The following is a 26,009-nucleotide window of genomic DNA, read 5'->3' on the forward strand; positions in this document are numbered from 1 at the left end:
AACAACTGAATGTCCAAACGAAGTATCCATTCAGCTTTCGTTTCGAGCCATCAGTACAATCCGGCATTCTTCTTCCGGCGTATCACCGTAAGCTTGTGCAATGCCTTTCTTCGCAATGTCCGACTTTTGAACTCGTCTCAGCATGAACGCTACTTCCAGCGTCTTTTTAAATGGAAAAGGGTCCAGCATTAATGTTGACTTTCCCTTCCATTCCGCAGTTATTGTACGGCCTGATGTAAAGCTGAAATCTTCACTGCCGGAAAAACCTTCCTTCCACCAAGGATGCTCCTCCGATTTCGGACTTCCTGGTTCATTTAAGCCCAAATATAAGGACAAGTCATCGCAGAACTCTAAAAGGCGGGCATCATAATACAGCTCATCCTCACCAATAGGCTTTGACACTTCGAGCTCTCTGTGAATACGAGCCCTGCGTTCCTCTTCATGCTCTTGATATAAAGTCAGTTCTGGATAATCCAGTCCCGAAATCTTAATGAGACGTTCAAAATGCAAGCTGCTCAGGAGCGCTCCATACGGTGTCCGCGCCTCGATCTCATCCAATCCTCGCTTATAAAAGGTCAGCTTCGGTACTACAGGAAAATCAATAAAGCTGTAAGGCGCATGCGCCGCATCGTTCCAAAAAGGCGTCTCATCCAGATCAATCCAGCCCCGATCATGTTCGGCCACCGCCCAGAGCACCTCATCCCGGCGCCCTTCTTCTGGCACATGCTCTTCCTTGAACCAAATGGCAAGCTCTCCGGCTAACTTCCCGTGATCATGCTGTTTAACCATTACAATTGCTCCATCATGCTCCCGACAAATCACGATTATTCCTCCCTGTTGTTCCACACCTAACGTACGTTAACAATGGATATTATAGCATATACTAATCATATTCTGAGCTAGACGAATTTTCTATTCCCTACCAATTATAAACAAAAAAGCTATCCCCAGCGAATGAAAATCCACCTTTGAGGATAGCTCAATATTTAAGTTCTGGCGGTACTACTTATTACACACCTAACCAGCGTTTGAACATATGTTTTGTCGTCTGCTTATTAATTTCTGCAATGGATGTAGTAAGAGGAATACCCTTCGGACAAGCGCGTACACAGTTCTGTGAGTTACCACAACCATCAATACCGCCATCTTCCATCAGAGCGTCCAATCTTTCATCAGCATTCATTTCACCCGTAGGATGAGCGTTGAACAGGCGTACTTGAGAGATGGCTGCAGGTCCTATGAAATCCGTTTTCTCGTTGACATTCGGACAAGCCTCCAAACACACGCCGCAAGTCATACATTTAGATAATTCATAGGCCCACTGCCGTTTCTTCTCCGGCATCCTTGGTCCCGGTCCAAGATCGTACGTACCATCGATTGGAATCCAAGCTTTCACTCGTTTAAGCGCATTGAACATCCGGGTACGGTCAATTACTAAGTCACGCACTACCGGAAATGTCTTCATCGGTTCGATACGTACAGGCTGCTCCAGATTGTCTATAAGCGCTGCGCAGGCTTGGCGAGGTTTGCCGTTAATCACCATCGAGCAAGCTCCGCATACTTCTTCTAGACAGTTGGAATCCCAGCATACCGGAACTGTGTTGTCACCTTTGGCATTCACAGGGTTACGCTGAATTTCCATCAAAGCACTGATTACATTCATACCTGGACGATAAGGAAGCTCAAATTCCTCAATATAAGATGAGCTTTGCGGATCGTCCTGGCGGGTGATGATAAATTTCACGTTTTTGGGAGCTGTAGCTGTTTCCGCCATAATGGTTCCCTCCTCAAATTGCCTAATTTTATTTCATAAAGCTTGCCTCGCAAGCTGTTTCGTTGCTTAGAATATTAATCCTTCGAATAATCACGTACCCGTGGAGGAATCAGTGAGACATCGACTTCGTCGTAGGAGATTTGCGGACCATCTGCAGTCCAGGCTGCTTTAGTGGTCTTCAAGAATTCCTCATCATTACGATCTGGGAATTCAGGCTTGTAATGTGCGCCGCGGCTCTCATTGCGCATAAGCGCTCCCAGCGTCATTGCCTCGGACAGCTCCAGCATGTTCCATAGCTGACGGGTGAAGGCCACACCTTGGTTATTCCAGCGCGACGTATCGTTCATATTGATATTACGATAGCGCTCTTTAAGCTCTTTGATTTTGCCAATGGTCGCTTCCAGCTTCGGATTGTGCCGCACAACCGTCATATTGGCGGTCATCCATTCGCCTAGTTCTTTGTGGATCACATAAGCATTCTCTGTACCTGACATCGCTAACAGAGACTCATATCTGTCCGTCTGCTTTTTATGGAAGCTATCGTATACGGAAGAAGAGATATCTTGTGATGATTTCTTCAGACCTTTAATGTATTCAACAGCCTTTGGTCCAGCGACCATACCACCGTAAATGGCGGATACCAGAGAGTTGGCGCCTAGACGATTCGCTCCATGATATTGATATTCACATTCCCCTGCTGCAAAAAGACCAGGAATATTCGTCATTTGATTGTAATCAACCCACATGCCGCCCATTGAATAGTGCACAGCGGGGAAGATTTTCATTGGTATTTTACGGGGATCATCCCCCATGAACTTCTCATAGATTTCAATAATGCCGCCAAGCTTCACGTCCAGCTCTTTCGGGTCCTTATGGGAGAGATCCAAATACACCATGTTCTCACCGTTAATGCCCAGACCTTGATCCACACACACATTGAAGATCTCACGTGTAGCAATATCGCGCGGCACCAAGTTACCATAGGCTGGATATTTCTCTTCAAGGAAATACCACGGTTTTCCGTCTTTATAAGTCCAGATGCGACCGCCTTCACCACGTGCTGATTCCGACATCAAACGAAGCTTGTCATCTCCCGGAATAGCGGTTGGGTGAATTTGTATAAATTCTCCGTTAGCGTAATGTACGCCCTGTTGGTACACCGCACTTGCGGCTGTGCCAGTATTAATCACGGAGTTCGTCGTTTTTCCAAAAATAATACCAGGCCCGCCGCTAGCCAAAATAACAGCATCCGCAGGAAAAGTCTCAATCTCCATCGTTTTGAGATTCTGGGCACTAATGCCGCGGCATACGCCTTCGTCGTCGATGATCGCCGAGAGGAACTCCCAGTTCTCACGTTTAGTTACGAGACCTTCTGACTCCCAGCGGCGCACTTGCTCATCCAGCGCATATAGAAGCTGTTGACCTGTCGTAGCGCCAGCAAAAGCTGTACGGTGACGTTTCGTTCCACCGAACCGACGGAAGTCGAGCAATCCCTCTGGTGTGCGGTTGAACATTACGCCCATCCGGTCCATAAGGTGGATGATGCCCGGCGCAGCTTCACACATTGCCTTGACCGGCGGCTGATTCGCCAAAAAGTCACCGCCGTAGACGGTGTCGTCGAAATGCTCCCAAGGTGAGTCTCCCTCACCTTTCGTATTTACAGCGCCGTTGATGCCGCCTTGCGCACATACGGAGTGTGATCTTTTTACAGGAACTAATGAGAATAAATGGACATGCGCACCGGACTCCGCTGCCTTGATGGTAGCCATCAGACCGGCTAAACCGCCGCCCACGATAATGATATCTGCTGTTGCCATGATAGTTCACTCCCTTTATCGAAAATATCAGAAAGGATTCTGGATCTAGTCCTGAGATGGTTGTTCCTTAAATGAAGGTCTTTATGGACTGGGCAATGGATGCTGCTGCTTGGAATTCATTGTCACGAAAAGTAACCAGCGAAATGAGGAACATAAACGTAACAAGAACAAATATACCAAGACAAAGGTAAGAGGATACCCGCTGTGCACGAGGTCCGACAGTGATTCCCCAACTGATCAAGAAAGACCATAGGCCGTTCGAGAAGTGAAAACATGCAGCAACGATACCGATAATATACAGTGTCAACATCAGTGGCTGAGTCACGATATCGTGCATCAGACCGCCCAATTCTTCGTGCTCCACATTACCAACTGCCACCTGAACCCGGGTTTGGAACAAATGCCATACTATAAAGATAAAAGTAATAATTCCTGTAATGCGTTGCAGCGTATAACGCCAGTTTCTTTCAATGTTGAAACGGTTCAAGTTCGGCTTGGATTGATAGGCAATATACAGTCCGTATACTCCATGGTACAGCAGAGGAAGCCATATACCGAACAATTCCAGGAAGAAGACAAGCGGCAGGCTGTTCAGCCATATTACACTGTCAGTGAAACCGGAAGCGCCACCCTCAACAGCCGCAAAATTCGTCATCATGTGCTCAATGAAGAATGCTCCAAGTGGGATAACGCCTAGCAAGGAATGAATCTTTCTGGAATAAAATCCTTTCATACAAAGTAACCCCTTTCCGATTAAAACAGCGTTTTCATTAATGTGTGTTCACCCAGGATAACGTAGACTATGTAATGACAAAATGCCTTTATTTACTGCTATCCCTTGGTTTCCCGGACTTTGTTTTCTTTTTCACAAATTGTGAATATCTTGTGTCACTTTTCATGTTACTCCTTTTTCACTTATAAGGGAATTGCAATCTAATTATTAATCGTTATACAATAAACGCATAAGAATAGATTTTATATGATAATAATTCTCATTTAGAGAAACAACATTTTCCGACAAAACTTATTTCCCTTATGGAGCAAGAAGTGTTGTCCTCACAGCTATGATTTTCGTCACTACTGTTTATACATTGCACTACGAGAGGAACATAAAAATGTTTGACGATTTAGATGTTTTTGCAGCGGTTGTGGAACATTCCAGCCTGAATCGGGCCTCACGCCAACTCAATCTTTCCCAACCTGCCCTATCTCGTAAAATCTCCAAGTTGGAAGAACGTCTAGGTGTCGCGCTATTTAATCGTTACGGCAAGCGGCTGGAGTTAACCGAGGTTGGGCGTCTCACTTATTCCTACGCACTTGAACAACGGCAGCAGCGCTCTAAATTTCTGGAGGCTTTGTCTAAATACAAAGAAGGAGAGCCGAAGCTCGTCACCTTGGGGGCATCTCTTACCTCACTGCAGACCACTCTTCCTCCTCTAGTCAACGCATATATGGAGAAATACCCTACAGCGGAGCTGAAGCTAATCACAGGCCGAACCCATGAGATTGTCTCCTCAGTCAGTGAAGGGAAATCAGATATAGGCCTGATCGCTTCCTCAATCCAAGAACCTGGACTGCGCTGCATTTCTCTGTTTGAGGATCAACTTCGATTGGTCGTTTCAGAGCATCATCCTCTGAATCAATCTTCTAAGCTAACTATGGATGATCTGTCCCGACTGCCTATGATCCTCTTCTCCAAAGGCACTTGGTACCGACGTCTAACGGACGATCTGTTCCAGCGCTGTGGAATTGATCCGGACGTACGCATGGAGATTGACTCCTTCGAGGCCATCGTGCGGCTGCTGCCGACGGTCAAAGTTGCCGCGTTACTGCCAAAGTCTTATTTGCGTCCGCAGCTGTTGAACGGCGGAGGGCTGGTATCTCTGCATATTAAGGAGCTGGAGCAGACCCAGCGAACTACCTGCCTGATCTACCGCGACGATGGAAGCCTGAGCACAGCAGCCCGCAGCCTGGTGCAGGTTACAGAGGAGATGTTTCTGACAGAACGAGAGAAGTAATACCTGCATGCAACCTATGACTTATTTAAAAAGCCCTCCGTCCCATGTAAAGGACGGAGGGCTTAACTATTTAATCTTGGTTTACAACCTCATTCTCAAATCGATCAATACTTTCATTAGAACCAATGAGTACCATTACGTCGCCCTCGCTCAAATGATCATGGGCTGTTGGAGCAACAATAATTCCACTTTCCCTGTTTAGGGCAACAATACTGCAGCCATATTTCGCTCTTGTATTTAAATCTGACAAGCTTTTCCCGTTCATGCAGGACGGAACGTTTAGCTCGACTATTTTATAATCCTTGGACAGTTCAATATAATCCAGCAAATTGGGCGTCACGAGCTGATGTGCCACACGAATACCCATATCCCGCTCCGGAAAAATAACCCGGTCTACGCCCAGTCTGGACAACGCACGACCATGAAGAATCGAGATCGCCTTGGCAACAACTTGCTTGACTCCAATCTCTTTTAACAAAATAGCCGCCAGAATACTGCGCTCCATATTGTCGCCAATCGCTATAATCCCACAGTCAAAGTTCCGCACGCCAAGCGAGCGCATAATCCCCTCATCTGTAGCATCTGCCACTACCGCATGTGTCAGGTGATCGCTCATTTCCTCCACGCGCTCCTCATGGTGATCAATCCCGAGCACCTCGTAGCCCATTGCCATCAGTTCGAGCGCGAGACTTGACCCAAAGCGGCCTAAGCCGATTACTACAAATTGCTGTGCTTTCATTTCCGATTAACTCCTATCCAATAATTATTTTACCTTCTGGGTGCTTATACAATGGTTTACCCTGTTTAGGTCCAAGCGCATACACTAATGTTAATGGACCTAGCCGACCCGCAAACATCGTCAGGCAGATCAGAATCTTGCCGATGATAGATAGTTCAGGTGTCAGCCCCATGGTTAGTCCCACCGTGGCAAAAGCTGAGGTCGTCTCAAATAGTATCGCCAAGAAATTACTATCCTCTGTTGTGGACAGTAACATCGACACAGAGAGGACCAATAGTAAAGCGAGTAATGTTAGCGTCAACGCTTTATAGATACGCTCCTGCGCCAATCGATAACGGAACAGCACAACATCTTCACGCCCGCGCAGCATCGTTATTACTGCACCAATCATAATCGTAAAGGTTGTAGTCTTGACCCCGCCACCTGTTGAGCCCGGAGATGCGCCAATAAACATAAGAATAACCATAAAAAACTGTGAGGCCTGCCGCAGTCCGGCAATATCTACCGTGTTGGCGCCTGCGGTACGGGGCGTTACGGATTGAAAGAACGCTGATAAGATTTTGCCGCCGAAACTCAGATTGCCCAGTGTGCGCTGATTCGTAAATTCAAATATAAAAATCACCAAAGCGCCGATAAGAATAAGCCCTGTAGTGGTAGAGAGTACAACTTTGCTATGCAAAGATAATTTACGTTTTACACGAAACTCCACCAGATCAGACATAACAATAAAACCGATACCGCCGGAGACAATCAGAAACATCACGACGATATTCACAAGCGGATCATATACATAATCCGTTAAACTCCGGAAATTCCCGAAAATATCAAATCCAGCATTATTAAACATGGACACCGCATGAAATATCCCAAAATAAATGGCCTTTCCCAGCGGCATATCAAATGCCCAGCGTATGGACAGCAGCACGGCTGCACAGCCTTCAATGACCAAAGAATAAATAAGTACTCTCCGGATCAGTCGAACAATTCCCTCCATAGAACCTTGGTTCATTGCTTCCTGCAGGATCAGTCTGTCCCGCAAGGAGATTTTGCGTTTCATCATCATGGCAAATAGGGTTGCCATTGTCATAAACCCTAAGCCGCCGACCTGAATAAGCACCATAATCACGGTTTTCCCAAAAATGGTGAATGTCGTCCCGGTGTCTAGCACCACAAGTCCTGTCACACAGGTTGCGGAAGTTGCAGTAAACAACGCATCAATAAAGCTCACAACATTCCCGCTGGTACTCGAAATGGGAAGCATAAGCAGCAAGGCTCCTATCAGAATGATCGATGCAAAACCGAGCACCAAAATCTGAGGCGGAGAGAGCTTCAGGAACTTTGATTCAGAAAGCCTGCGAAACTGTGAAGCCACTATGCTCACCCTCTTATTTAAATTTAAAAAATCCCAACAAAAAAAGCACTGGAAAACCAATGCTACCCTTGGTCCCTGCAGTAAATTAGCCTACGAGGTTAGCTGACGGATTCGGACTGTGCAGGCTGCCCTATTCGTTCCTAGAACGAAATTCACCCCTGATGAATAATGCCACCGTTTATGGTGTACACTCATCTCTTCATCACTTCTTGTGGTTCCCCCGTTTTCACCTGAAATTCGGCTACTATACAATTGCATACAAATTATATACGTTATTTCAATAATTCACAAAGACACTTTTAATGGTGAATTCATATGAAAAAAGCGGTTTGGAGAGAATGTGTCAAAAGGAGGGCCTATTCTCATCCCTTTTCCGTGTTTTCCCTGCAATTGCACCGATTTTCATGAAAAATGAAGAAATGATCACCTTAAATTCATGGTATATATTAGGTTACCTATTCTATAATATCTCTATTACCCATAAAAAGAATATACAATGATTTTTGTAACTACCAAGGCACTAATACTATAATGAACATAACATTGTCAGTTCATAACAAGGAGGCGTTACATGAATCCCGTCGGCCAGCCCTTACAGCAACGTGCCCTCTCCAAGAGGCTCATCATCTCGGGCATTATCGGTCTTATTCTATTTATTATGTTTCAGATTGCCCCCTCGGTGCTAAATAGCCCTACAGGGGTAGATACTACCGTCATCAGCAAGGCTGAAGCCCGCGACAAAGCGATATCATTCGCAGAACAAAAGCTAAGCTACACCGAAACACCAAACGATCAGTGGAATGTACTCTACCAGACAGACTCTTCCTTTTACGGTTATATGTCCCGCGAGAAGCTTCTGGAAGACTATACTAAGAACAAACTGGATCAACGTTATCCTTTTGACGTCTTCCGTGTAACACTTAGCCCTTCAGCGGAACAAGAGCCCCTGATCTCCGTTGACCTCAATATGTATACTGGCGCAGTTGTCGCCTTCACACAAGGTGCAGAAGCATCCTCTGCAGGGTTACCAAGCAATGTATCAGCTAGTGCAAAAGAAGAGGACAAGGGTACTACTTTGTCCCTTGCGCAAAAAGAAAATCTTGCCCGCCCCTGGCTTCAAGAATGGGATGTGAATCCCGCCAAGCTACAAATTGAATCCAATACGGGAAACTACGGGCTCGTGTATACAGATCGTTCCGTTCAGATCGGCGAATCCTTACTACACTATTATTTCGATTTCACTGGAGAACAGGTATCCAGCTTTAAGTCTGGATTCTCTGCTCCTGCCTGGCATACCTCCTATGTGAAGGACCAAACCTCCCTCGCGGAAAAGCTTACTCTGTTCGGCTATGGCTTGCCTACACTAGCTCTGGGAATTCTGGCACTCATCTACAGCATACTTCGAAGAGAGCATACCTCTTTTAAGCGTGGAATATTCCTAAGCTCGGCTTATTTTGTAATCATGATGATCAGCACCTACAATATGCTACCTGAATCCTCAGGTGAAGGGCTCGAGGCTCAGATAACCTCCGTCATTATGTTCATCATTTATGCCTTATATAGCCTGCTAATGTCCTCCCTGCTCTATTTTTCTCTAGTTGGAGGCGACGGCCTATGGAAAAAAGAGGAGGGGATGAACCCGTGGCCTCGTGCCAAAGAGCCTGGCTACGGAAAATATGTGCTGGATAGTATCCGGGCCGGGTACATCTGGGCATTCGTGCTGCTAGGTGTGCAGACCCTTATGTTCATTGTATTATCATTTACCATGAATAACTGGTCCACTACTGATGCTACCCAATCTCCTTACAACATGAGATATGCTTGGCTGCTGCCCATCGTTGCATGGCTCGCTGGTTTATCCGAGGAAGCTATTTATCGCTTGTTCGGAATCCCTATGTTGAAAAAGGTATTCCGGAGCACGTTCATTGCTTGCCTGATCACCACGCTCGTCTGGGCGTTTGGCCATACGCTATATCCGATCTATCCCATCAGCTCCCGTCCCATTGAGCTGACCGTGATCGGGCTGCTCTTCAGCTATATTTTCCTTCGTTACGGCTTTATTGCCGTCATGTTCAGTCACGTCGTGTTTGACAGCATTCTGATGGGTGCTACGCTGATCTTTATGAAGGAGAGCGTGAATGTAGGGGCTGGTATATTTGCCATTATCATGCCTTTTATAGTCGGCTACATCGTCTATCGATTTAATCCGCCGCAGAAACCTGAACCTAAGCCGATTGAACCGACATCCGTAACTTAAAGAAGTGACGGATCGATACCCGATAATGAAAAAAAGGTGTCACAGCAGCAACCCTGCTATGACACCTTTTTTTGTATTTAGATGGAATTGTTTCCTGCATTCCTATGTCGATGGCTCTTCATCCTTGAGCGCCTCAAGAATTTGACTAGCCAGCTTTTCGCCTATAGAAAGTGATCGGAAATCCTCTATAGAGGCTTCTTTAATTTTCTTGAGCGATCCAAAATGCTTGAGTAGCGCCTTGCGCCGCTTCTCCCCTATACCTGGTATGGAATCCAGCTTGGAGGTAACCATGGACTTCCCGCGCTGTTCACGGTGGAAGGTGATAGCGAACCTATGGACCTCATCCTGGATCCGTTGCAACAGGTAAAATTCCTGACTATCCCGGGCCAGCGTGACGGGCTCTGGCGGATCTCCAACCAAAAGCTGAGCCGTCTTGTGCTTGTCATCCTTGACGAGACCACAGACCGGAATGAATAACCCCAGCTCATTCTCCAGAATATCAATGGCCGAGGATATCTGCCCTTTACCACCATCGACCACAATAAGATCCGGCATCGGAAGATTCTCTTTCAGCACCCGCTCATACCGCCGCCGAATGACCTCGCGCATCGTTCCATAATCATCCGCACCCACTACCGTACGAACCTTATATTTACGATACTCTTTTCGCGCGGGCTTGCCATCAATGAAGACAACCATCGCAGAGACCGGATTGGTCCCCTGAATGTTCGAGTTATCGAACGCCTCGATTCGGCTCAAGCGTTCAAGACCCAAGCTCTCGCCTAAGCTGATCACAGCTCCAGAGGTACGCTCTTCATCCCGTTCAATTAGCCGGAACTTCTCGTCGATAGCGACTCGTGCATTTTGACAGGCCATACCGATCATCTGCTTCTTGAGACCGCGCTGTGGCACCAGCACTTTGATGCCCAGCCACTCCTGTAGAATAGAGGCGCCACCTGCCGCATCAACGACACCTGCTGCCGCAGCTTCCTCAGCCGCCGTTTCACGTGCCTCAGCTTCTTCAGCCGATTCGGGGGAATCTTCCCCCTTTTGTAAATCTTCTTCGGCTGGAGCAGCAATGGCAATCTCCGGTTTAGCTTCTTTATCAGCCAGAGCTTCATCGTCAAGCACATCCGGCAGTAGAATTTCCTGCGGTAGGGCCGGATTATCGCTATAATACTGTGTTACATAAGACATAAAGTCACTGTAGGCTTCCCCATAGAACGGAAACACGGAGGAATGGCGCTGTATCATTTTCCCTTGTCTCATGTACAGAATCTGTACACACATCCATCCCTTATCCACAGCATAACCAAAAACGTCACGATCCTTAGTATCTGTGGTGTTAATCTTCTGCTTCTCCATCAATGCATCAATATGGATAATTTGATCCCGTAGTTCCTTTGCCCGTTCAAAATATAATTCCTCAGCAGCTTCCTGCATCTTTTGCTGTAAATCCTTCTTAACCGCCTCATGGCCTCCGCCAAGAAAAGCAGCGATTTCTTGCGTAATCTGCTCATACTCGGATTTCTGCACTTCCTTCTCACACGGCGCTAAGCACTGACCCATGTGATAATAGAGACAGACCTCCTTCGGCATCACGCCACATTTACGGAGCGGATACATACGGTCGAGGAGCTTTTTCGTTTGCTGTGCTGCATAAGCATTAGGATAAGGGCCAAAATATTTTGCTTTATCTTTAATCACCCGGCGTGTAACTTCAAGGCGTGGGTGAGTTTCATTCGTTATTTTTATATAAGGAAATGTCTTGTCGTCCTTCAGAAGAACGTTATAACGCGGCATATGCTTCTTTATCAGATTGCACTCGAGAATGAGCGCTTCCATGTTGCTGGACGTGACAATATATTCGAAATCAGCAATGTTAGCGACAAGCCGCTGAGTTTTACCATTATGACTTCCTGTAAAATAAGAGCGAACCCGATTCTTAAGCACCTTTGCCTTACCCACATAAATAATGGTGCCTTCTTCATTCTTCATCAGATAGCACCCGGGCAGGTCGGGTAATAGTGCCAGTTTGTTGCGGATGTTGTCCAAAATGATCCCCTCCAGCTAAATTGGACCCATGATTAGTTGGCATTCAGCACACAAAACGCCTCCGGAATGAACCGAAGGCGCTGAGCGGCAGGGCCGAGGCCCGAACAGTAGCATTTAACAATTATTGATGTTTAGCTACGATATTTTTCAGGGATTCTTTGGAGTTCAGTCCCACAACTTTATCTACTGGTTGACCGTCTTTGAAGAAGATCAAGGTTGGGATACTCATAACTCCAAAACGGGAAGCCGTTTCCGGATTCTCATCCACATTCAATTTTGCAATTTTCACGCTGTCTCCCAGTTCTGCGGACAATTCGTCCAAGATTGGAGCAATCATCTTACAAGGACCACACCAAGGAGCCCAGAAGTCTACTACTACAGTACCTTGACCTTCCACTTCGTTACTGAAGGTTTGGTCAGACACGTTCACGATAGCCATGATATTGTTCCTCCTCTAAAGTTTTACGAAGCATTACTCCATTCTAAGCCAAAGCTTAGTTTATGGAAGTTGCTCCGAAAATATAAGTTAATAAATTGTTTCATGTAATATGATAACCAAATTACCACTTACCGACACAATTCCAGTATAACATATCTTTGAGGGATATGTGAAATATCACGTGCAATTATATTGCCATCAAGCTATTTTTTTTACGTTACTCTTTTCTTTACAATCTCCCCAGCATTTCGGTATACTTGAAGAAAGCGCATTAAATGTCAATGACTTATTTCATAATGATCACATCAATTTGCATCTTAACAATACAGGCATTGTCCCTGTAAGGAGGCAGAAACTATGGATGTCAACGCGCAAGTACGGGACCCACGAGAACATATCAACGAAGAACCCCGCAATGATCTAGGCGATTTAATGAATGGATTTTTCGGAATGACTGCATTTATGACCGTTGTCTTTTTCGGCATGGTGATCATTAAGTTCATTTCGGAGTAAGGGAATCATCGCATAATAAAAATCCGTTTCTTCCTGAGGAAGAAACGGATTTTTATATTCCAGCCTTATCTAATAGTACCCCGTTGATTCTCCCCATGCAGTGGAATAACATCCACAAAAGGAGCAATACGATCCATCAAGCGTTGACCTTTATAGATCTCCTCGCCATCCTTGCTAGTGAAGCTAAGATGCTTCTCCAAACCATCCAGCGGATAATTCGAAGTATAGATGGTTGGTTTACGGTTCATCCGATAATTCAGAATCGCACCAAGCACATGATCACGCGCCCAAGGATTCAAATTCTCCGCACCAATATCATCAAAAATAAGTAAATCGCAGTTTTTCATCGTATCCACGGTTTCCTTCATCTTCTGGCCGTCCATCATGATCGATTTTAAATCCTCGATAAAATCTGGCATATATACGATAACTCCAGTATATCCGGCAACAGCAAGCTCATGAAGCAAGTAACACATCAGAAACGTTTTGCCTGTTCCGAAGGTTCCATGTAAATAAATCCCGCGCGAGGTCAGACCTTCTTCCTTAACACTCGTGATATAATCAAATATTTTATTAACCGCCGAGACCCGGCGTGGATCTTTGCCCATAATATCTATTTCATCATAACCGCCATTAAGCACACGCTCGTCCACATAAAAGCTACGGATACGTTTGCGGATGCTATCCTGATTATCCTGTGCCACTTTAAGTCGGCATGCCGTCTTGCGTTCATATAAGTCCACAGAACCATTCACGCTCTCTACCGTAAGTTTGCTAAAGTGACCGGGGAAATCATTCGGACATTTCTCTAGACCCGGACAGTTCGCACAGTGACGGCTTTCCTCTACATATTGATACAGGCGGCTCATATGAAGCCGCAGTCGCGATTCGTCCAACTCAGGATGTTCGGACTGTAATGCCTTCACAAGTGGATGATTGAATAACCCTTGTTCAAGATCGCGTTGACGCTGTCGTAGAGTTGGATTGTTGATCGAACGAAGCACATCGCCCATAGACTCCATTGTTCCACCTCTCTCTCATTACGGCGCTTGGGAAACACCTTTTTTCTTACTGGCCTTAATTTCTGCCGCTTTCTTCATCATCGCCGCGAATTCCTCATCCGATACCGTCCCGGCACTTCCATCGTCCAGCACAATTGGAATTTCCGGTTTAGCGGATCGGCCTGTATTTTTGGCATATGAACGTGATCGAGATCCTGCCGCCGTGTTAGCTGTGGCTCCCTTGCCTTTCACTTTGGACTGATCCCTAATATATTTTACAGCCTTTTCGTAGGTGTTCACCTGTTTAACCAGCATATTGGAAGCGATAGCTTCTACAAAATTGCGGTTCATTCGCTGTTCTCCACCTGAGGCTACCATAGTCATTAAATAATGAATAAGTACATTGATTACTTCACCGCTTAGCTTATAGTTCAAATCTATCTTCTCGAACATATCCATCAAATGACTGGGTACTGCACCTGGGAAAAAGGTTTGAAGCAACCGCGTATAAGGTTCGTTCCGCAGCATCATATTATATTGGTGAATGTCACACTTGGACAAGAATTGTGGCGGTACTTCTACATAATACTCCATCTCTACAGATTGCTCCGGTGGCGCTATAGAATCATCATTCTCTTCGGAGGCACTGGAACGGATGGAAACAACCTTGGCAGCTGCAATTTCACGCTTTTCCTGTCGTTTCATATCCTGCCTGAAATGCTGGCTCGCTTTATATTGCAGTGCATCCAGAATAACCTCGCCTTCCGGTGAGAACACTCCATCTTCATCCAGCAGACGACATAAATCCTGCGGACTAAGTTCATACTTATGGGCTACATAGTTAATAACACCCATTTGAGTATGGTCAAAACGCAATTTTTCTACATGAGCCCGATTCACAGACTCCCGTGGAAAACGCAAAATAATATCACTATATCCGATAGCTTGTTCTCCAGATTCACGCATGCCAGGCTGACGCACAGAGGCTACTTCCGCAAGCGCCTGCTCCAGCTCATAATCAATGACATGTGTATTGAGTTGAAAAATATCGTAAAAAGGCACGGAGATATTCTCTTTGCCTATGGATCTGCGACTCCACTCTTCTGGCTCTCGGTTCCAGAATAGTTCCCGTAAGGACAGCACAGCAAATTTGCCAATTTTATCGCGTAACAGCAACGTCAAATGCTGAGTGGCAAAAAAGTCAGCTGGCGATAGCGGCGGCATTAGCTCATATTCATATAAGTAATCATCGGTTTCCGGCACATAGATTCGACAGGTCTGTAGCAGACCTACCGCTTCTAACCGGGAAGCCTGATCTATTAAATATTTGCGGCCTTTCTCATTCGGTTCAACGCCTAGCGTCATAAATAACCTGCGCTGTTGCTCCACTCCAGAATAGCCAATGCTATCTGCCGGCACATGTTCAACCAGCAAGCGATAGAAACTGATTGCAAAAGCTCCTACCATAGGCTGATACACAGAGCTAAGCATACGTCCATCTATAACACTAAGACCAAATTCGCGGGAAACGCAGTACCGATGATGTTCGGTGAAATGATGTAAGTTACTCATGCGCATCTACGGATACCCCCTTGTTTTCACGAATTCATACAGGATTCTATTCTATCATAAAAAACGTCGCCGGAAATGTAAATAAACTACCAATTCCGACTCTTTTCGCTATATAATCAGCTTTTTCTTACGAATATCTACCTCTATTAAACAAGAAGAAACGGCTTCACTGTCCTCTGGAAGAGGAAGGTATCCGTTTCTCGCAGAATTCAAGATTTAAAAAACGACTCTCACATCAGAGCCGCCTGTATTCATATTGAATCTTTAAAACATCTTATAACCGCCGAAACGAAGCTTCTGAATCGTCCACCCGCTCAGCACGGCACCCGCTAGACCAGCGACACCTGTTAAGTAATCAACGAAATGGAAGCTGGAAAGATGCTCCCAGAGCGTCACTGCGCTTCTATCCCAAATGGAATAAATTACAACCGGTAGAATAATAAGTACGAACAGATAAGCGGGAAACCAGGTTGTCTTCATTAACATGTTAAGAATAAATCCAATACCAAACATCATCACAAAGAATAAAACGGTTAGGATAAACACCGGAATAAACCCCATCTTACCGTCACTACCCCTTTCTATAAAAAAGCGCACATCTTATACGAACTATTAGTAAGTTTACTAGAAAAAATGTCACGAAGCAATGAACTTTATTCAAAATCAGGTCTAATTCTTTTACAACAGAATGTCATCATTTGCTCTTGGCAACTTGATTGCGATACAATGCATATAGATTAATGAATCATACATAGTCTATGATGCAGGAGCTTCGTAAAACCAAGAGTTTGCTTCCGTAGCTATTTTTACGCGATGTTATTTCAACGGAGCCTATGCTTCGTAAAACAAAGCGTATGCTTCCGATGCAAGTTTTACGCAACGTTATTTCAAGCGAAGCCTATGCTTCGTAAAACTTTTAAGGAGTGAGATCATGAACGAAGCCGCTATGACACTGGAAGGCTGGTATGCCTTGCATGACTTCCGCTCACTGAACTGGACCGCTTGGACGGCAGCAGATGATGAAGAACGTGCCGTTGCTCTAGAAGAACTACATGCTTTTATGCAGGAATGGAGCACTGTCGAAGAAGCAAAGGAAGGCAGCTCCGCAGTATATTCCATCGTTGGCCAGAAGGCCGATTTCGTAATGATGTTCTTGCGCGAAAGTTTGGAAGATCTGAACCAGCTTGAGACGGCCTTTAACAAAATAGCATTTGCTCAATATACAACTAAAGCCTATTCCTATGTAAGTATTGTTGAATTAAGCAACTACCTTGCGGGTGGCAGCGATGGTAGCGATCCTATGCAGAATCCACATGTTGTCGCTCGTCTAAAACCTATTTTGCCGCAAGCGAAGCATATCTGCTTCTATCCAATGAACAAAAAACGCGAGCTTGCCGATAACTGGTATATGCTTGATATGACTAAACGTCGGGAGCTGATGGCTTCTCACGGATTAATCGGACGTGGATATGCAGGTAAGGTGAAGCAGATTATCACCGGCTCCGTAGGTTTTGATGATTGGGAATGGGGTGTAACCTTGTTCGCTGAAGATCCGCTGCAATTCAAGAAGTTGGTCTACGAAATGCGCTTTGACGAAGTCAGTGCCCGCTACGGCGAATTCGGACCTTTCTATGTCGGCAATCTGCTGACTCTCGAATCCTTTGAGGAAATGCTCAAATTGTAGTAATAAGAAGAAACGGCATTACCGTCCTTCTAGGGACGGTACCCGTTTCTGCGAGAAATAGAAGGATAAATTATAGTGTGAAACATATAAATTCTTATATTTCAAAAAGGGTGTGTCTCCAGATCAATATGGAGACACACCCTTTTTAAATGCTATATTCATTGAATTACTACACCGAAGTTCCTGCTTCTTCATCCTCTTTGCTGTCATCTTCATCATCACGCAGACTTTCCAAATATTCGGCCGTTGCTCGGTCACGAGCCCGACCTTTATCCTTCAGGCGTTCTATACCAGGGAGAATGAGTAGATCAATCTCCTTCTGAACGATATAAGCCAAATCGTATTGGTTCTGATCCTCCAGATAAGATCCAACCTCAATCAGACCGTTATACCGATCCAATTCTTCACGGGTCAGCAGTCCACGTACCTGTACGCTGCAGTGGCGCATCTTATAAGAATCTTCCTTTTTTCAGTACCAGCGGAATCCCACCGATAATGAACAAGTAGCGCATATCCACAATTTTTTTCAATTGAGCTGCTTTCCAGCCCTTGTAAGTTTTGCTGCCAACTACAGCAATACCTTGACCCTTGCCTAGTGAAGCTACTGTTCCTTTATTGCTGAATGCGAATTTCTTTGGTTGTTGATTACGAATCGCAGCCACCAAATTATGCGCACAGCACTCGCCCTGTTGCATAGCAATTTGTGCCGTTGGCGGGTAAGGACGTCCTTCCGGGTTAATCATCAAAGAACCATCTCCAATAATGAAGATATTTTCTTGGCTTGGTGCACGTAAATATTCATCTACTTTCACACGTCCACGCATAGCTTCAAATCCAGCGGCTTCAATAAGACGATTCCCTCGAATTCCGCCTGTCCAGACAATTGTGGAAGCTTTAATTTCTTCGCCTGACGCCAGAATCACACCGTTTGGCAGACATTCCTTGATAGCAACGCCCATCTTGAAAGTAACACCCTTCTTAGTGAGCAAGTTCATCGCGTACTCAACAAGTTCAGGAGCAAATCCAGGCAAAGCTGTTGGCGCAGCTTCTATGTTGTATATATTTACCATGCTCGGATCAACGTCAAATTCTTTACACAATCCAGGGATGCGGTCAGCTAATTCGGCCACAAACTCAATTCCGCTAAAGCCAGCACCACCGACTACGAAATTGATATGCTCCTGAGCATTGTTCTCGTTCTTGTACTTGGCGAATTGATACTCAATATGTTCACGAATTAAACGAACGGAGTTGATGCTCCGGATCGTAAGTGCGTATTTATCAAGTCCTGGAATACCGAATGTTTCAGGCTCTCCGCCCAAAGCAATGACGAGATAGTCATACGAAAGAGTACCATCCTCCAAAATAATCTTTTTCTGCTGAGTACGAATTTCCTGAACAGATGACTTTACGAGATCGATCTTGAATTCATCGATTAGTTTAGAAATAGACACCCGAGTGTGTTCAATACTGTCCGTACCTGCCGCAGGCATATGTAGATGGGTAGTAAAATAGTGGTACTCATGACGGTTTACGAGCGTGACATCCGCTTCATTATAGTTCAAAGCCTTCTGTAAGCGCTGTGCGGTCAAAATACCCCCATAGCCCGCGCCTAAGATTACGATTTTGGGAATACTACTCATGTTCCGGCTCCTTCCAAGAGGTAAATCTGTCTTTGTATTTTTTATTGAAACAATGTACGGTCCTTTTTGTGAATTTATACACTTATATTTAGAAGAAATTCCAATCAAACTTAAAGGATTTCTAAATTGACCATATCCATTGTAAACCTTAGTGTAGTATTAATCAAACATTAAAATACTAAAAAACGTCACATTCTTATTGCGTTCTAAAGTCTTTCTTTGCAGGTATGTGTCACAATGTTTATAATAAGTAAGAATACAAGTATGGCAAAATGAATATATCAACTCGGAGGTGTAATATCCCGTGACACAAGAGCAATCCGGCGTTCCTATGAGCGACCTTTTAATCATAGGTGGCGGTCCAGCTGGCATGTTTGCCGCATTTTACGGTGGGATGCGTCAGGCATCAGTAACACTTATTGAAAGTATGCCCCAATTGGGAGGACAACTCGCTGCACTTTATCCTGAAAAATACATTTATGATGTAGCAGGTTTCCCAAAAGTAACTGCACAAGAATTGGTTGACAACCTGACACGGCAAATGGATATGTTCCAATCGAATATCCGGCTGGAGGAGAAAGTAATTTCTGTTCAGAAACGGGACGAACGCCATTTTGTAGTTACAACCGATGTAGCAGAATATCACAGTAAAGCTATTATCATTACAGCTGGCGTAGGCGCTTTTGAACCTCGTCGTTTAGAACTGCCAGACGCAGGACGATTTGAAAAAGCCAACCTCCACTATTTTGTAAATGATTTAAATGCCTTTAAAGATAAAAAAGTTCTGATTAGCGGTGGTGGTGATTCCGCAGTAGACTGGGCACTAATGCTGGAACCAATCGCGGAGCAAGTAACCCTGATTCACCGCCGGGATAAATTCCGTGCGCATGAGCACAGCGTAGAGAATCTGATGGCTTCCAAAGTTAACGTAATTACACCTACTGAAATTACAGAACTGCATGGTGATGAGTTCATTACTAAGGTTACCTTATCCCATATCAAAACCAAGGAAACGCAAGAAATCGAAGTCGACAGTGTAATCGTCAATTTCGGATTTGTTTCCTCTCTGGGACCCATTGCAGAGTGGGGTATCGACATTGAAGGAAACTCCATTGTCGTTGACTCACGTATGGAAACGAGTATTCCAGGAATCTTTGCTGCCGGCGATATCACCACGTATCCAGGTAAGCTGAAGCTAATTGCTGTAGGATTCGGCGAAGCCCCAACGGCTGTGAATAACGCAAAAGTCTACATCGATCCAGAAGCCAAGCTTTCGCCAGGACACAGCAGTAATATGAAACTCTAATTCTATCTACTACAATAAAAAAGGGTATTCTGATAGGCCTATCAATAGCAGCCTATCAGGATACCCTTTTATGTTTGTGACTCGCGGTTTATTTATATGTAGCCAGCTACAAAGGTATACTTTGCGCTCTTTAATGAAGAACCGCATGAACTGGAGAGTGTAAGTTGCGTTTGCGAATCTCAACGAGTAGAAGAGCGATGAAATCATGCTCTAGTTGCAGTTCTATCGCTCTATGGTAAGAGTCTAGAAGCATCTCATCGGACAATTCAACCATAACGTTCATCTACCTTTCCTGTATTTGGATCTGAATCTATCATATCAAACTATCATTTTTCGAACAAGCGTTCGTGTTATCCACAAGTACATGTGGAAATCCTGTGTATAATATGTGCGTAAGCGTTACAAAGGTGATACCTGCACAGTGGAATATGGGGATAATAGTTATACACAGGATTGAACCACTTGTATACAGCTAAAAATATATTTTTATTGTAAATAAATCACAATATAATTCACCCCAAAAGAACGCAACTAAACGCAATTTTATCTTACTACTCTATTATCGTCAATTCTAAAATATTTGTTAATTTACTGAGGTCTTGTATTAACCTCTAAAATCCATATTTTACCTGAATAATCCACGGCATAATCAAAGCCCAGTTCACCTATTCCCGGGAAGTGCCGCTCCATTAGTTTGATACATACAAGCGTTAGTCTGCGCATCTCTGCTTTCTTCGCCGAAGCTTTAATTCGAGGCAACGATCTGCGAAGTCCTTCTCGACAAGAAAGCATCGTGCCCCCTTTACATAAATTCGTTACGAACAGACCAGGCCTAGCCAGTCTCCCTACCATGGAGCGAAACTCCCAAACAGCACCATTTTTCACTACTTTGACCCGATAATCAATAGGACGCCCACCAATTCTGGCGAGAGAAATCCCCTGTTGAATCAAATATCTACGTCTGACCTTGACGAAATGGAGCGCACTTCTCATGGATTTAAAGTCCTTGTAAATTCGAGTTCTGTCCATATAAGTAAATCCATAACCTCGACTATCCCGAAACACTTTGATTACACCGTAGCCTCCGCCGCCAACTATAGGTTTAATAACAACATTTCCGTATCTCCGGAGCATGGCTAACAGTGAGTCAGCCGAATACACCCTCGTCATTGGTATATAATGAGAAACCCTCGTGTCACTGAGCAATGCTTCTGTCTTTAACCATTTGCTAGCCAATTGTCTTCCCGACATCGTCCTTTCCCTCCTTTCACATTCCAGCCTACCCTATACATTACTCAGAAAAGGTCCCGCCCTCTTGTATGATTGTCCGTGTAGGAAGAGGCTCTTAGCAAAAAGGGCTTAGAGCTTGTATCGACAACAATCTCAACTTTGCATGGTTAGATTGCAGATTTTGAAGAATCTTATCTCTGAGCATTCGACATTTTAATCGTAATGGATGAGTTCACTATAACTAGAATAATCTTCAAAATCGTTGTATTATTAATAGCGGTTACATTTTCGATTCTAACTTTATAATTATGACTTAGAGGTTCATTAAAAAAACAGCGCGGGGAGGGCTCGGAATGGCTCAGTTTTTCGAGGTTTTATATTGGGTGGCCATGCTTGGGATGTCCATCGTATTGGCTGGAACTACTATACTGATCTGCGCTATTGGCTTTAAATTCATTAAAGACAGACGCAGAGCATTGGGTGCTGGCTGTATTGCCTTTTCCCTAGGAGCCGCAGCGCTCATCGTGTTTATGATTAATTACAAGTTCATTCTTCCAGCCTAGTTGGACTCAGGAACAAACAAAAGCCCTCTCGCGGAGAATTCGTCGGAGGGCTTTTGTTTGTATATCACTCATATATCTAGCGAAAGACGGATCATATCGACTACCTTAATCCCATTTTCAACAATCTCTTCACTGTAATGTCTGATAAAAAAGTCTCTATCGATTCCGGTAATTCTAAATCCACATTTCTGATAAAGAGCCAGTTGTCCTACACTAGAATTTCCGGTACCCACTTCAATCGTCTTCGCACCAAGTAATCTCGCATTCTCAATCGCATGATAGACCAACTGCTTTCCTATCCCTTTACTTTGCTGATTCTCATCAACGGCTATATTCACTAGCTCCACTGTCTCAGGCCTAGTTTGTAGCAAAACATAGACACCGATAATGCAATTCTCCACTTCAGCTACAAAACATTGGCCTCTTTTTAAATACGCTTCAACAAGACTTGGGGAAGGATCGGCTAACAACAACAATTGCAAGGGAGGTTGTTCTTCTGCGTTTAATTTCCTAATTAGCATGCTTAGAGCTCCTTGTGATGACTTTTGTCATTGAGAATAAAAAAAAGCCTCCAAGCCAGTGTTTTAGAACTCAACACGGGGCTTGGAGGCGTTATCGTCGCTATTAGCAAGGCTCTTCGTTCGGTTTCCCTGCATCCTTAGCTGTCCGGAAGCTTGAGCCGCAGCCGCAGGTTGCAGTAGCGTTCGGGTTATTGATGGTGAAGCCACCAGTCATGCCGGATTCTTCAAAATCGATTTCGAGACCATCTAGGTAACGAAGATTCTCTTTCTCCACGACAACCTTCATCTCTTGGATGTCCATATATACGTCCTGATCGCTTTCATTATCATCAAAGCCCATAGCGTAAGAGAATCCGCTGCATCCGCCTGGTGTTACTCCAATACGGAGGAACATGTTCGGCACTTCTTGTTCAGCAAGCATCGCCTTTAATTGTTCTGCTGCCTTTTCACTAATATTAATCATGATTATATCCTCCTAAAAATTAGACTCACTTCATAAGAAGAAACGGCTTTGCCGTCCTTTTTGGGACGGTACCCGTTTCTACGAAAAATACAAGACATTTAGGATGACGTGAAACTTATACTTTCTTGTATTTCAAGAAAAAACTTATGTTTAAGGGACCTTCCGGCCAAAAGTTACTTCTTTAAATATATACTTAATAAACTCAGTATAACTGACTATTCCATTACCCTCAAGTCACAACTGCCTTTTGCCTGACACATCACACCAAATTAAACCATCAATATCAAGCTGTTGATCCCCTTATAAGAGAGGTTTATAATAAGGAAGGCAAACATAAGTAAAAATTCGGAAATTTGTCACGGAGGCTAAACCTCCTCTTTATTTTCATGATGAACAGCTACCGTCTGGGTAAGTCTGGGAATTACCTGCGGGCAATGGACCCCGTAAAACTTTCAGGAGGAATTCATAATATGTCTACTCTTTTCACCCCCCAAACAGACGCCCGAATGATGAACATTATTGAAAAAGTTCGCGGCGGCGAAAGATTGAATTTAGAAGATGGCGTTTATTTATATCAAAGTAACGACCTACTTACGATTGGCCAGCTAGCAAATGAAGTCAATCTTGCGAAGAACAACAACAGGGTTTATTTTATCGAAAACATGAGTCTTTATTTCACCAATGTCTGCGAATCTCACTGTGCATTCTGCAATTTCCGCAAAGACGATGGAGAAGAAGGTGCTTATACCCTTTCCGGTCAGGAAATGGTGCAATATGTCGAACAGCATATTCATCCAGGCGTGCGCGAATTCCATATCGTCGGCGGTCATAATGACAAGGTTCCCTTCCAGTATTACGTGGATTCTTTAAAAGCCTTGAATGAACGTTTTCCTGAGGTAACCTTAAAAGCATACACTGCAGCCGAAATTGATTTTTTTACCCGAATTAGCGGGTTGAGTATTCGTGAAGTACTGGAACAGCTACGTGCTGCAGGACTTAAGACGCTTACTGGTGGAGGCGCAGAAATTTTATCCGATCAATACCGTAAAAAAATGCGCGTCGACAAAGCTAATGTGGAAGAGTACCTGGAAGTTCACCGGACCGCACATCAGCTTGGCATGAAGACCCATACAACTATGCTCTACGGCTCCATTGAATCTCATGAAGACCGTATCCGGCACATGATGCAGATCCGCGATCTGCAGGACGAAACCAATGGCTTTATGGTATTCATTCCATTATCTATGCAGCCTAAGAACAAGAATGCAGGGATTATGCGCCGCAACTCCGCTTATGAGGATTTGAAGACGATTGCGATCAGCAGATTGATGCTGGATAATTTCGATCACATCAAAGCGTACTTCATTAATATCGGTCCTCAGCTTACCCAGGTTGCGCTGAACTTCGGTGCATCTGACGTACATGGAACCATTCTTAAAGAACGCATTAGCCATGCGGCTGGTGCCTTAACACCAGAAGGCCTCACTCGAGATGAATTGATCTGGCTAGTGAAAGGTGCTGGAAGAATTCCAGTAGAACGCGACACTTTCTACAATGAGATAAAGGTATACGAATAAAAGAATAGCTTAGATCCGTTATCCTATATTTGGAAAGGAAGTTCGGTCAGCATGAGAACACTACTCGTTCTGGGCGGCGGCTATGGCGGCTTAGCCCTAATTCAAGAATTGCTCAATAATCACCTTCCTCATGATATTGAAATTATCTTAATTGACCGAATGCCTTATCAAGGAATCAAAACGGAATATTATGCGCTTGCCGCAGGTACCGTAACGGACTATCACTTACGGATCCAGTTTCCGGTTCATCCCCGCCTCACTGTCCGCTATGGTGAGGTGAGTTCCATTGATTTGGAGAGCAGAATAGTTACAATGGAGCCTGACGAGACTGTGTCTTATGACATTCTAGCCATTGCTCTAGGCTGTACCGATAATTACCATAACATCCCTGGAGCCGACCAATATACTTGCAGTATCCAGACCTTTGCAGGAACTCGGGAAACTTATCAACGTTTAAACGATGTGAAGCCTTATGGAACAATAAACATCGTAGGCGGTGGACTAAGTGGAGTTGAATTGGCGGCAGAGCTTCGGGAGAGCCGACCAGATCTTAATATTGCTATTCTGGATCGCGGTGAACGAGTCTTGTCTGCCTTTCCGGCGAAGCTGTCAGAGTACGTGGAAGAATGGTTTCACCACCATCAAGTACAGACGCTTGGACGTGTATCTGTATCCCATGTAGAGAAAGATGCGCTTTTTAACGGTGCAGAGGAAATTCTTTCAGATGTTACGGTATGGACCGCAGGGATTCAACCAGTGAAGGTGGTTCAGGAGTTAACAGTACCGAAGGACCGCGGAGGACGGATCATTCTGGATGAGTATTATCGTGTACCTGATTATCCAGAGGTGTATGTGATTGGTGACTGCGCCAGCCTGCCGTTCGCACCAAGCGCTCAAGCTGCAGGAGCACAAGGGGAGCAGGTTGCTCAGGTTATTCAAGCCTTATGGCGCGGCGAGACTCCTAAGCTTCATGCTATTCGTCTGAAGGGTACCTTAGGCTCACTAGGCAAGAAATCTGGATTTGGCTTGATGGGCCAACGCTCCGTCAAAGGAAGGGTACCCCGTATCCTCAAGAGCGGGGTGCTCTGGATGTCGAAACGCACTTTAGGATAAACCTAAGGGCTGCTCTCTTCCGTTTTTATAATGGAAGAGAGCAGCCCTTTATTTAAATATAAGAATTTAGTCAAGATCCATATTGAACCAAGCCTCTAGCTCTTTGATTTTAGCATCAATTTTCTCTTCTAGCTCGGTAACAGTATCTGCTGCAACGATGTCACCTTCAACCATGGCGAAAGGCGTTAAATAACATTCCCCACAATTGTTCAGGCATCCGTATTCAATCACATCGTAATCTGGATTTCCCTCCAGCTTATGCATTAGCTTGTCTGTTCCGTGACCCATGTTACTGTCACAAAATTCAATAATTGGTCTCATGATGATCCCCTATTCCGCCTAACCATTTTAT

Annotated in this window: 26 protein-coding genes and 1 riboswitch; of the genes, 8 read left to right on the plus strand and 18 right to left on the minus strand. The window is 44.6% G+C overall.

Annotation, left to right across the window (positions count from 1 at the left end; all coding sequences use genetic code 11):
- Positions 1–30 precede the first annotated feature (30 nt).
- The 4 genes from MHH52_RS24410 to MHH52_RS24425 all read right to left on the minus strand — a co-directional run bounded on the left by MHH52_RS24410 (position 31) and on the right by MHH52_RS24425 (position 4,324).
- Positions 31–822 carry a DUF3891 family protein gene (locus MHH52_RS24410; protein ID WP_313638203.1) on the minus strand — a complete coding sequence of 264 codons (792 nt, stop codon included), beginning with the start codon at positions 820–822 and terminating at the stop codon, positions 31–33.
- 187 nt (positions 823–1,009) lie between these two features.
- Positions 1,010–1,774, minus strand: coding sequence for a succinate dehydrogenase iron-sulfur subunit (gene sdhB, locus MHH52_RS24415; RefSeq protein WP_313638202.1), 765 nt, complete (start codon positions 1,772–1,774; stop codon positions 1,010–1,012).
- 74 nt (positions 1,775–1,848) lie between these two features.
- Positions 1,849–3,591 (minus strand): succinate dehydrogenase flavoprotein subunit, encoded by a 1,743-nt coding sequence (sdhA, locus tag MHH52_RS24420; RefSeq protein ID WP_313638201.1) that lies wholly within the window; start codon positions 3,589–3,591, stop codon positions 1,849–1,851.
- A 67-nt stretch (positions 3,592–3,658) separates the two neighbouring features.
- Entirely contained in the window at positions 3,659–4,324 is a 666-nt protein-coding gene (locus MHH52_RS24425; protein WP_313638200.1) for a succinate dehydrogenase cytochrome b558 subunit, read from the minus strand.
- A gap of 382 nt (positions 4,325–4,706) precedes the next feature.
- Between MHH52_RS24425 and MHH52_RS24430 the strand changes: the two genes are divergently transcribed.
- Positions 4,707–5,609 carry a LysR family transcriptional regulator gene (locus MHH52_RS24430; protein ID WP_313638199.1) on the plus strand — a complete coding sequence of 301 codons (903 nt, stop codon included), beginning with the start codon at positions 4,707–4,709 and terminating at the stop codon, positions 5,607–5,609.
- Between the two features lie 70 nt (positions 5,610–5,679).
- On the opposite strand, the gene MHH52_RS24435 is transcribed toward MHH52_RS24430, so the two are convergent.
- Complete coding sequence (locus tag MHH52_RS24435; RefSeq protein WP_340004907.1) at positions 5,680–6,348, minus strand: TrkA family potassium uptake protein; 669 nt, start codon at positions 6,346–6,348, stop codon at positions 5,680–5,682.
- Between the two features lie 13 nt (positions 6,349–6,361).
- On the minus strand, positions 6,362–7,720 hold the full coding sequence (locus tag MHH52_RS24440; RefSeq protein WP_313638197.1) for a TrkH family potassium uptake protein: 1,359 nt from the start codon (positions 7,718–7,720) through the stop codon (positions 6,362–6,364).
- 69 nt (positions 7,721–7,789) lie between these two features.
- Positions 7,790–7,973: riboswitch (cyclic di-AMP (ydaO/yuaA leader) on the minus strand.
- Between the two features lie 318 nt (positions 7,974–8,291).
- Between MHH52_RS24440 and MHH52_RS24445 the strand changes: the two genes are divergently transcribed.
- The gene (locus MHH52_RS24445) at positions 8,292–9,977 is read left to right on the plus strand and encodes a CPBP family intramembrane glutamic endopeptidase (protein WP_340004909.1); all 1,686 of its coding nucleotides are present in this window, start codon (positions 8,292–8,294) and stop codon (positions 9,975–9,977) included.
- A gap of 102 nt (positions 9,978–10,079) precedes the next feature.
- Here MHH52_RS24445 and uvrC read toward each other — a convergent pair whose 3' ends face one another.
- On the minus strand, positions 10,080–12,032 hold the full coding sequence (gene uvrC, locus MHH52_RS24450; RefSeq protein ID WP_313638195.1) for an excinuclease ABC subunit UvrC: 1,953 nt from the start codon (positions 12,030–12,032) through the stop codon (positions 10,080–10,082).
- A 121-nt stretch (positions 12,033–12,153) separates the two neighbouring features.
- Complete coding sequence (gene trxA / locus MHH52_RS24455; protein ID WP_042130884.1) at positions 12,154–12,471, minus strand: thioredoxin; 318 nt, start codon at positions 12,469–12,471, stop codon at positions 12,154–12,156.
- Between the two features lie 357 nt (positions 12,472–12,828).
- On the opposite strand from trxA, the gene MHH52_RS24460 reads away from it, so the two are divergent.
- Entirely contained in the window at positions 12,829–12,984 is a 156-nt protein-coding gene (locus tag MHH52_RS24460) for a YqzM family protein (RefSeq protein ID WP_094871648.1), read from the plus strand.
- Between the two features lie 65 nt (positions 12,985–13,049).
- Here MHH52_RS24460 and dnaI read toward each other — a convergent pair whose 3' ends face one another.
- The 3 genes from dnaI to MHH52_RS24475 form a co-directional block, all read right to left on the minus strand.
- The gene (dnaI, locus tag MHH52_RS24465) at positions 13,050–14,006 is read right to left on the minus strand and encodes a primosomal protein DnaI (protein ID WP_313638193.1); all 957 of its coding nucleotides are present in this window, start codon (positions 14,004–14,006) and stop codon (positions 13,050–13,052) included.
- An 18-nt stretch (positions 14,007–14,024) separates the two neighbouring features.
- Entirely contained in the window at positions 14,025–15,563 is a 1,539-nt protein-coding gene (locus MHH52_RS24470) for a DnaD domain protein (RefSeq protein WP_340004911.1), read from the minus strand.
- Positions 15,564–15,821: 258 nt separating this feature from the next.
- Positions 15,822–16,118, minus strand: a complete 297-nt coding sequence (locus MHH52_RS24475) for a YuiB family protein (RefSeq protein ID WP_340004913.1) — start codon at positions 16,116–16,118, stop codon at positions 15,822–15,824.
- A gap of 370 nt (positions 16,119–16,488) precedes the next feature.
- On the opposite strand from MHH52_RS24475, the gene hemQ reads away from it, so the two are divergent.
- Entirely contained in the window at positions 16,489–17,241 is a 753-nt protein-coding gene (hemQ, locus tag MHH52_RS24480; protein ID WP_340004914.1) for a hydrogen peroxide-dependent heme synthase, read from the plus strand.
- A gap of 169 nt (positions 17,242–17,410) precedes the next feature.
- Here hemQ and MHH52_RS24485 read toward each other — a convergent pair whose 3' ends face one another.
- Both MHH52_RS24485 and MHH52_RS24490 read right to left on the minus strand, forming a co-directional pair.
- Positions 17,411–17,689, minus strand: a complete 279-nt coding sequence (locus tag MHH52_RS24485) for a hypothetical protein (RefSeq protein WP_340004916.1) — start codon at positions 17,687–17,689, stop codon at positions 17,411–17,413.
- A 1-nt stretch (position 17,690) separates the two neighbouring features.
- A complete protein-coding gene (locus MHH52_RS24490) occupies positions 17,691–18,884 on the minus strand; it encodes an NAD(P)/FAD-dependent oxidoreductase (protein ID WP_313638188.1) in 1,194 nt (397 codons plus the stop codon).
- Positions 18,885–19,188: 304 nt separating this feature from the next.
- Here MHH52_RS24490 and MHH52_RS24495 point away from each other — a divergent pair, with 304 nt between their 5' ends.
- Complete coding sequence (locus tag MHH52_RS24495; RefSeq protein ID WP_042130891.1) at positions 19,189–20,190, plus strand: NAD(P)/FAD-dependent oxidoreductase; 1,002 nt, start codon at positions 19,189–19,191, stop codon at positions 20,188–20,190.
- Positions 20,191–20,320: 130 nt separating this feature from the next.
- Here the strand turns inward: MHH52_RS24495 and sda are convergent, their stop codons facing one another.
- On the minus strand, positions 20,321–20,464 hold the full coding sequence (gene sda / locus MHH52_RS24500) for a sporulation histidine kinase inhibitor Sda (protein WP_036685584.1): 144 nt from the start codon (positions 20,462–20,464) through the stop codon (positions 20,321–20,323).
- 314 nt (positions 20,465–20,778) lie between these two features.
- Positions 20,779–21,441 (minus strand): YheC/YheD family protein, encoded by a 663-nt coding sequence (locus MHH52_RS24505; RefSeq protein ID WP_340004919.1) that lies wholly within the window; start codon positions 21,439–21,441, stop codon positions 20,779–20,781.
- A 332-nt stretch (positions 21,442–21,773) separates the two neighbouring features.
- Here MHH52_RS24505 and MHH52_RS24510 point away from each other — a divergent pair, with 332 nt between their 5' ends.
- The gene (locus MHH52_RS24510) at positions 21,774–21,983 is read left to right on the plus strand and encodes a hypothetical protein (RefSeq protein WP_340004921.1); all 210 of its coding nucleotides are present in this window, start codon (positions 21,774–21,776) and stop codon (positions 21,981–21,983) included.
- A 68-nt stretch (positions 21,984–22,051) separates the two neighbouring features.
- On the opposite strand, the gene MHH52_RS24515 is transcribed toward MHH52_RS24510, so the two are convergent.
- Together MHH52_RS24515 and MHH52_RS24520 are read right to left on the minus strand one after the other, a co-directional pair.
- Positions 22,052–22,504 (minus strand): GNAT family N-acetyltransferase, encoded by a 453-nt coding sequence (locus MHH52_RS24515; RefSeq protein WP_340004923.1) that lies wholly within the window; start codon positions 22,502–22,504, stop codon positions 22,052–22,054.
- Between the two features lie 103 nt (positions 22,505–22,607).
- Positions 22,608–22,967, minus strand: a complete 360-nt coding sequence (locus MHH52_RS24520) for an iron-sulfur cluster assembly accessory protein (RefSeq protein ID WP_313638183.1) — start codon at positions 22,965–22,967, stop codon at positions 22,608–22,610.
- Between the two features lie 470 nt (positions 22,968–23,437).
- On the opposite strand from MHH52_RS24520, the gene mqnE reads away from it, so the two are divergent.
- Both mqnE and MHH52_RS24530 read left to right on the plus strand, forming a co-directional pair.
- Entirely contained in the window at positions 23,438–24,544 is a 1,107-nt protein-coding gene (gene mqnE / locus MHH52_RS24525) for an aminofutalosine synthase MqnE (protein WP_313638182.1), read from the plus strand.
- A gap of 51 nt (positions 24,545–24,595) precedes the next feature.
- Positions 24,596–25,657, plus strand: coding sequence for an FAD-dependent oxidoreductase (locus MHH52_RS24530; protein WP_313638181.1), 1,062 nt, complete (start codon positions 24,596–24,598; stop codon positions 25,655–25,657).
- A gap of 66 nt (positions 25,658–25,723) precedes the next feature.
- Here MHH52_RS24530 and MHH52_RS24535 read toward each other — a convergent pair whose 3' ends face one another.
- Positions 25,724–25,978 carry a YuzB family protein gene (locus tag MHH52_RS24535; RefSeq protein WP_340004924.1) on the minus strand — a complete coding sequence of 85 codons (255 nt, stop codon included), beginning with the start codon at positions 25,976–25,978 and terminating at the stop codon, positions 25,724–25,726.
- Between the last annotated feature and the right edge of the window lie 31 nt (positions 25,979–26,009).

It is taken from the genome of Paenibacillus sp. FSL K6-0276, assembly GCF_037977235.1.
Taxonomy (GTDB): Bacteria; Bacillota; Bacilli; order Paenibacillales; family Paenibacillaceae; genus Paenibacillus_AQ.

Excerpts from the sequence above, each read along its gene's own strand:
- MHH52_RS24535 (WP_340004924.1), bottom strand. The coding sequence starts at position 25,978 with ATGAGACCAATTATTGAATTTTGTGACAGTAACATGGGTCACGGAACA.
- sdhB (WP_313638202.1), bottom strand. The coding sequence starts at position 1,774 with ATGGCGGAAACAGCTACAGCTCCCAAAAACGTGAAATTTATCATCACC.
- MHH52_RS24475 (WP_340004913.1), bottom strand. The coding sequence starts at position 16,118 with ATGGGGTTTATTCCGGTGTTTATCCTAACCGTTTTATTCTTTGTGATG.
- MHH52_RS24510 (WP_340004921.1), top strand. The coding sequence starts at position 21,774 with ATGGCTCAGTTTTTCGAGGTTTTATATTGGGTGGCCATGCTTGGGATG.
- hemQ (WP_340004914.1), top strand. The coding sequence starts at position 16,489 with ATGAACGAAGCCGCTATGACACTGGAAGGCTGGTATGCCTTGCATGAC.
- MHH52_RS24530 (WP_313638181.1), top strand. The coding sequence starts at position 24,596 with ATGAGAACACTACTCGTTCTGGGCGGCGGCTATGGCGGCTTAGCCCTA.
- MHH52_RS24490 (WP_313638188.1), bottom strand. The coding sequence starts at position 18,884 with ATGAGTAGTATTCCCAAAATCGTAATCTTAGGCGCGGGCTATGGGGGT.
- MHH52_RS24520 (WP_313638183.1), bottom strand. The coding sequence starts at position 22,967 with ATGATTAATATTAGTGAAAAGGCAGCAGAACAATTAAAGGCGATGCTT.
- MHH52_RS24435 (WP_340004907.1), bottom strand. The coding sequence starts at position 6,348 with ATGAAAGCACAGCAATTTGTAGTAATCGGCTTAGGCCGCTTTGGGTCA.
- MHH52_RS24515 (WP_340004923.1), bottom strand. The coding sequence starts at position 22,504 with ATGCTAATTAGGAAATTAAACGCAGAAGAACAACCTCCCTTGCAATTG.
- sdhA (WP_313638201.1), bottom strand. The coding sequence starts at position 3,591 with ATGGCAACAGCAGATATCATTATCGTGGGCGGCGGTTTAGCCGGTCTG.
- MHH52_RS24445 (WP_340004909.1), top strand. The coding sequence starts at position 8,292 with ATGAATCCCGTCGGCCAGCCCTTACAGCAACGTGCCCTCTCCAAGAGG.
- MHH52_RS24485 (WP_340004916.1), bottom strand. The coding sequence starts at position 17,689 with ATGCGCCACTGCAGCGTACAGGTACGTGGACTGCTGACCCGTGAAGAA.
- mqnE (WP_313638182.1), top strand. The coding sequence starts at position 23,438 with ATGTCTACTCTTTTCACCCCCCAAACAGACGCCCGAATGATGAACATT.
- sda (WP_036685584.1), bottom strand. The coding sequence starts at position 20,464 with ATGGTTGAATTGTCCGATGAGATGCTTCTAGACTCTTACCATAGAGCG.
- MHH52_RS24425 (WP_313638200.1), bottom strand. The coding sequence starts at position 4,324 with ATGAAAGGATTTTATTCCAGAAAGATTCATTCCTTGCTAGGCGTTATC.
- dnaI (WP_313638193.1), bottom strand. The coding sequence starts at position 14,006 with ATGGAGTCTATGGGCGATGTGCTTCGTTCGATCAACAATCCAACTCTA.
- MHH52_RS24460 (WP_094871648.1), top strand. The coding sequence starts at position 12,829 with ATGGATGTCAACGCGCAAGTACGGGACCCACGAGAACATATCAACGAA.
- MHH52_RS24470 (WP_340004911.1), bottom strand. The coding sequence starts at position 15,563 with ATGCGCATGAGTAACTTACATCATTTCACCGAACATCATCGGTACTGC.
- MHH52_RS24505 (WP_340004919.1), bottom strand. The coding sequence starts at position 21,441 with ATGTCGGGAAGACAATTGGCTAGCAAATGGTTAAAGACAGAAGCATTG.
- trxA (WP_042130884.1), bottom strand. The coding sequence starts at position 12,471 with ATGGCTATCGTGAACGTGTCTGACCAAACCTTCAGTAACGAAGTGGAA.
- MHH52_RS24430 (WP_313638199.1), top strand. The coding sequence starts at position 4,707 with ATGTTTGACGATTTAGATGTTTTTGCAGCGGTTGTGGAACATTCCAGC.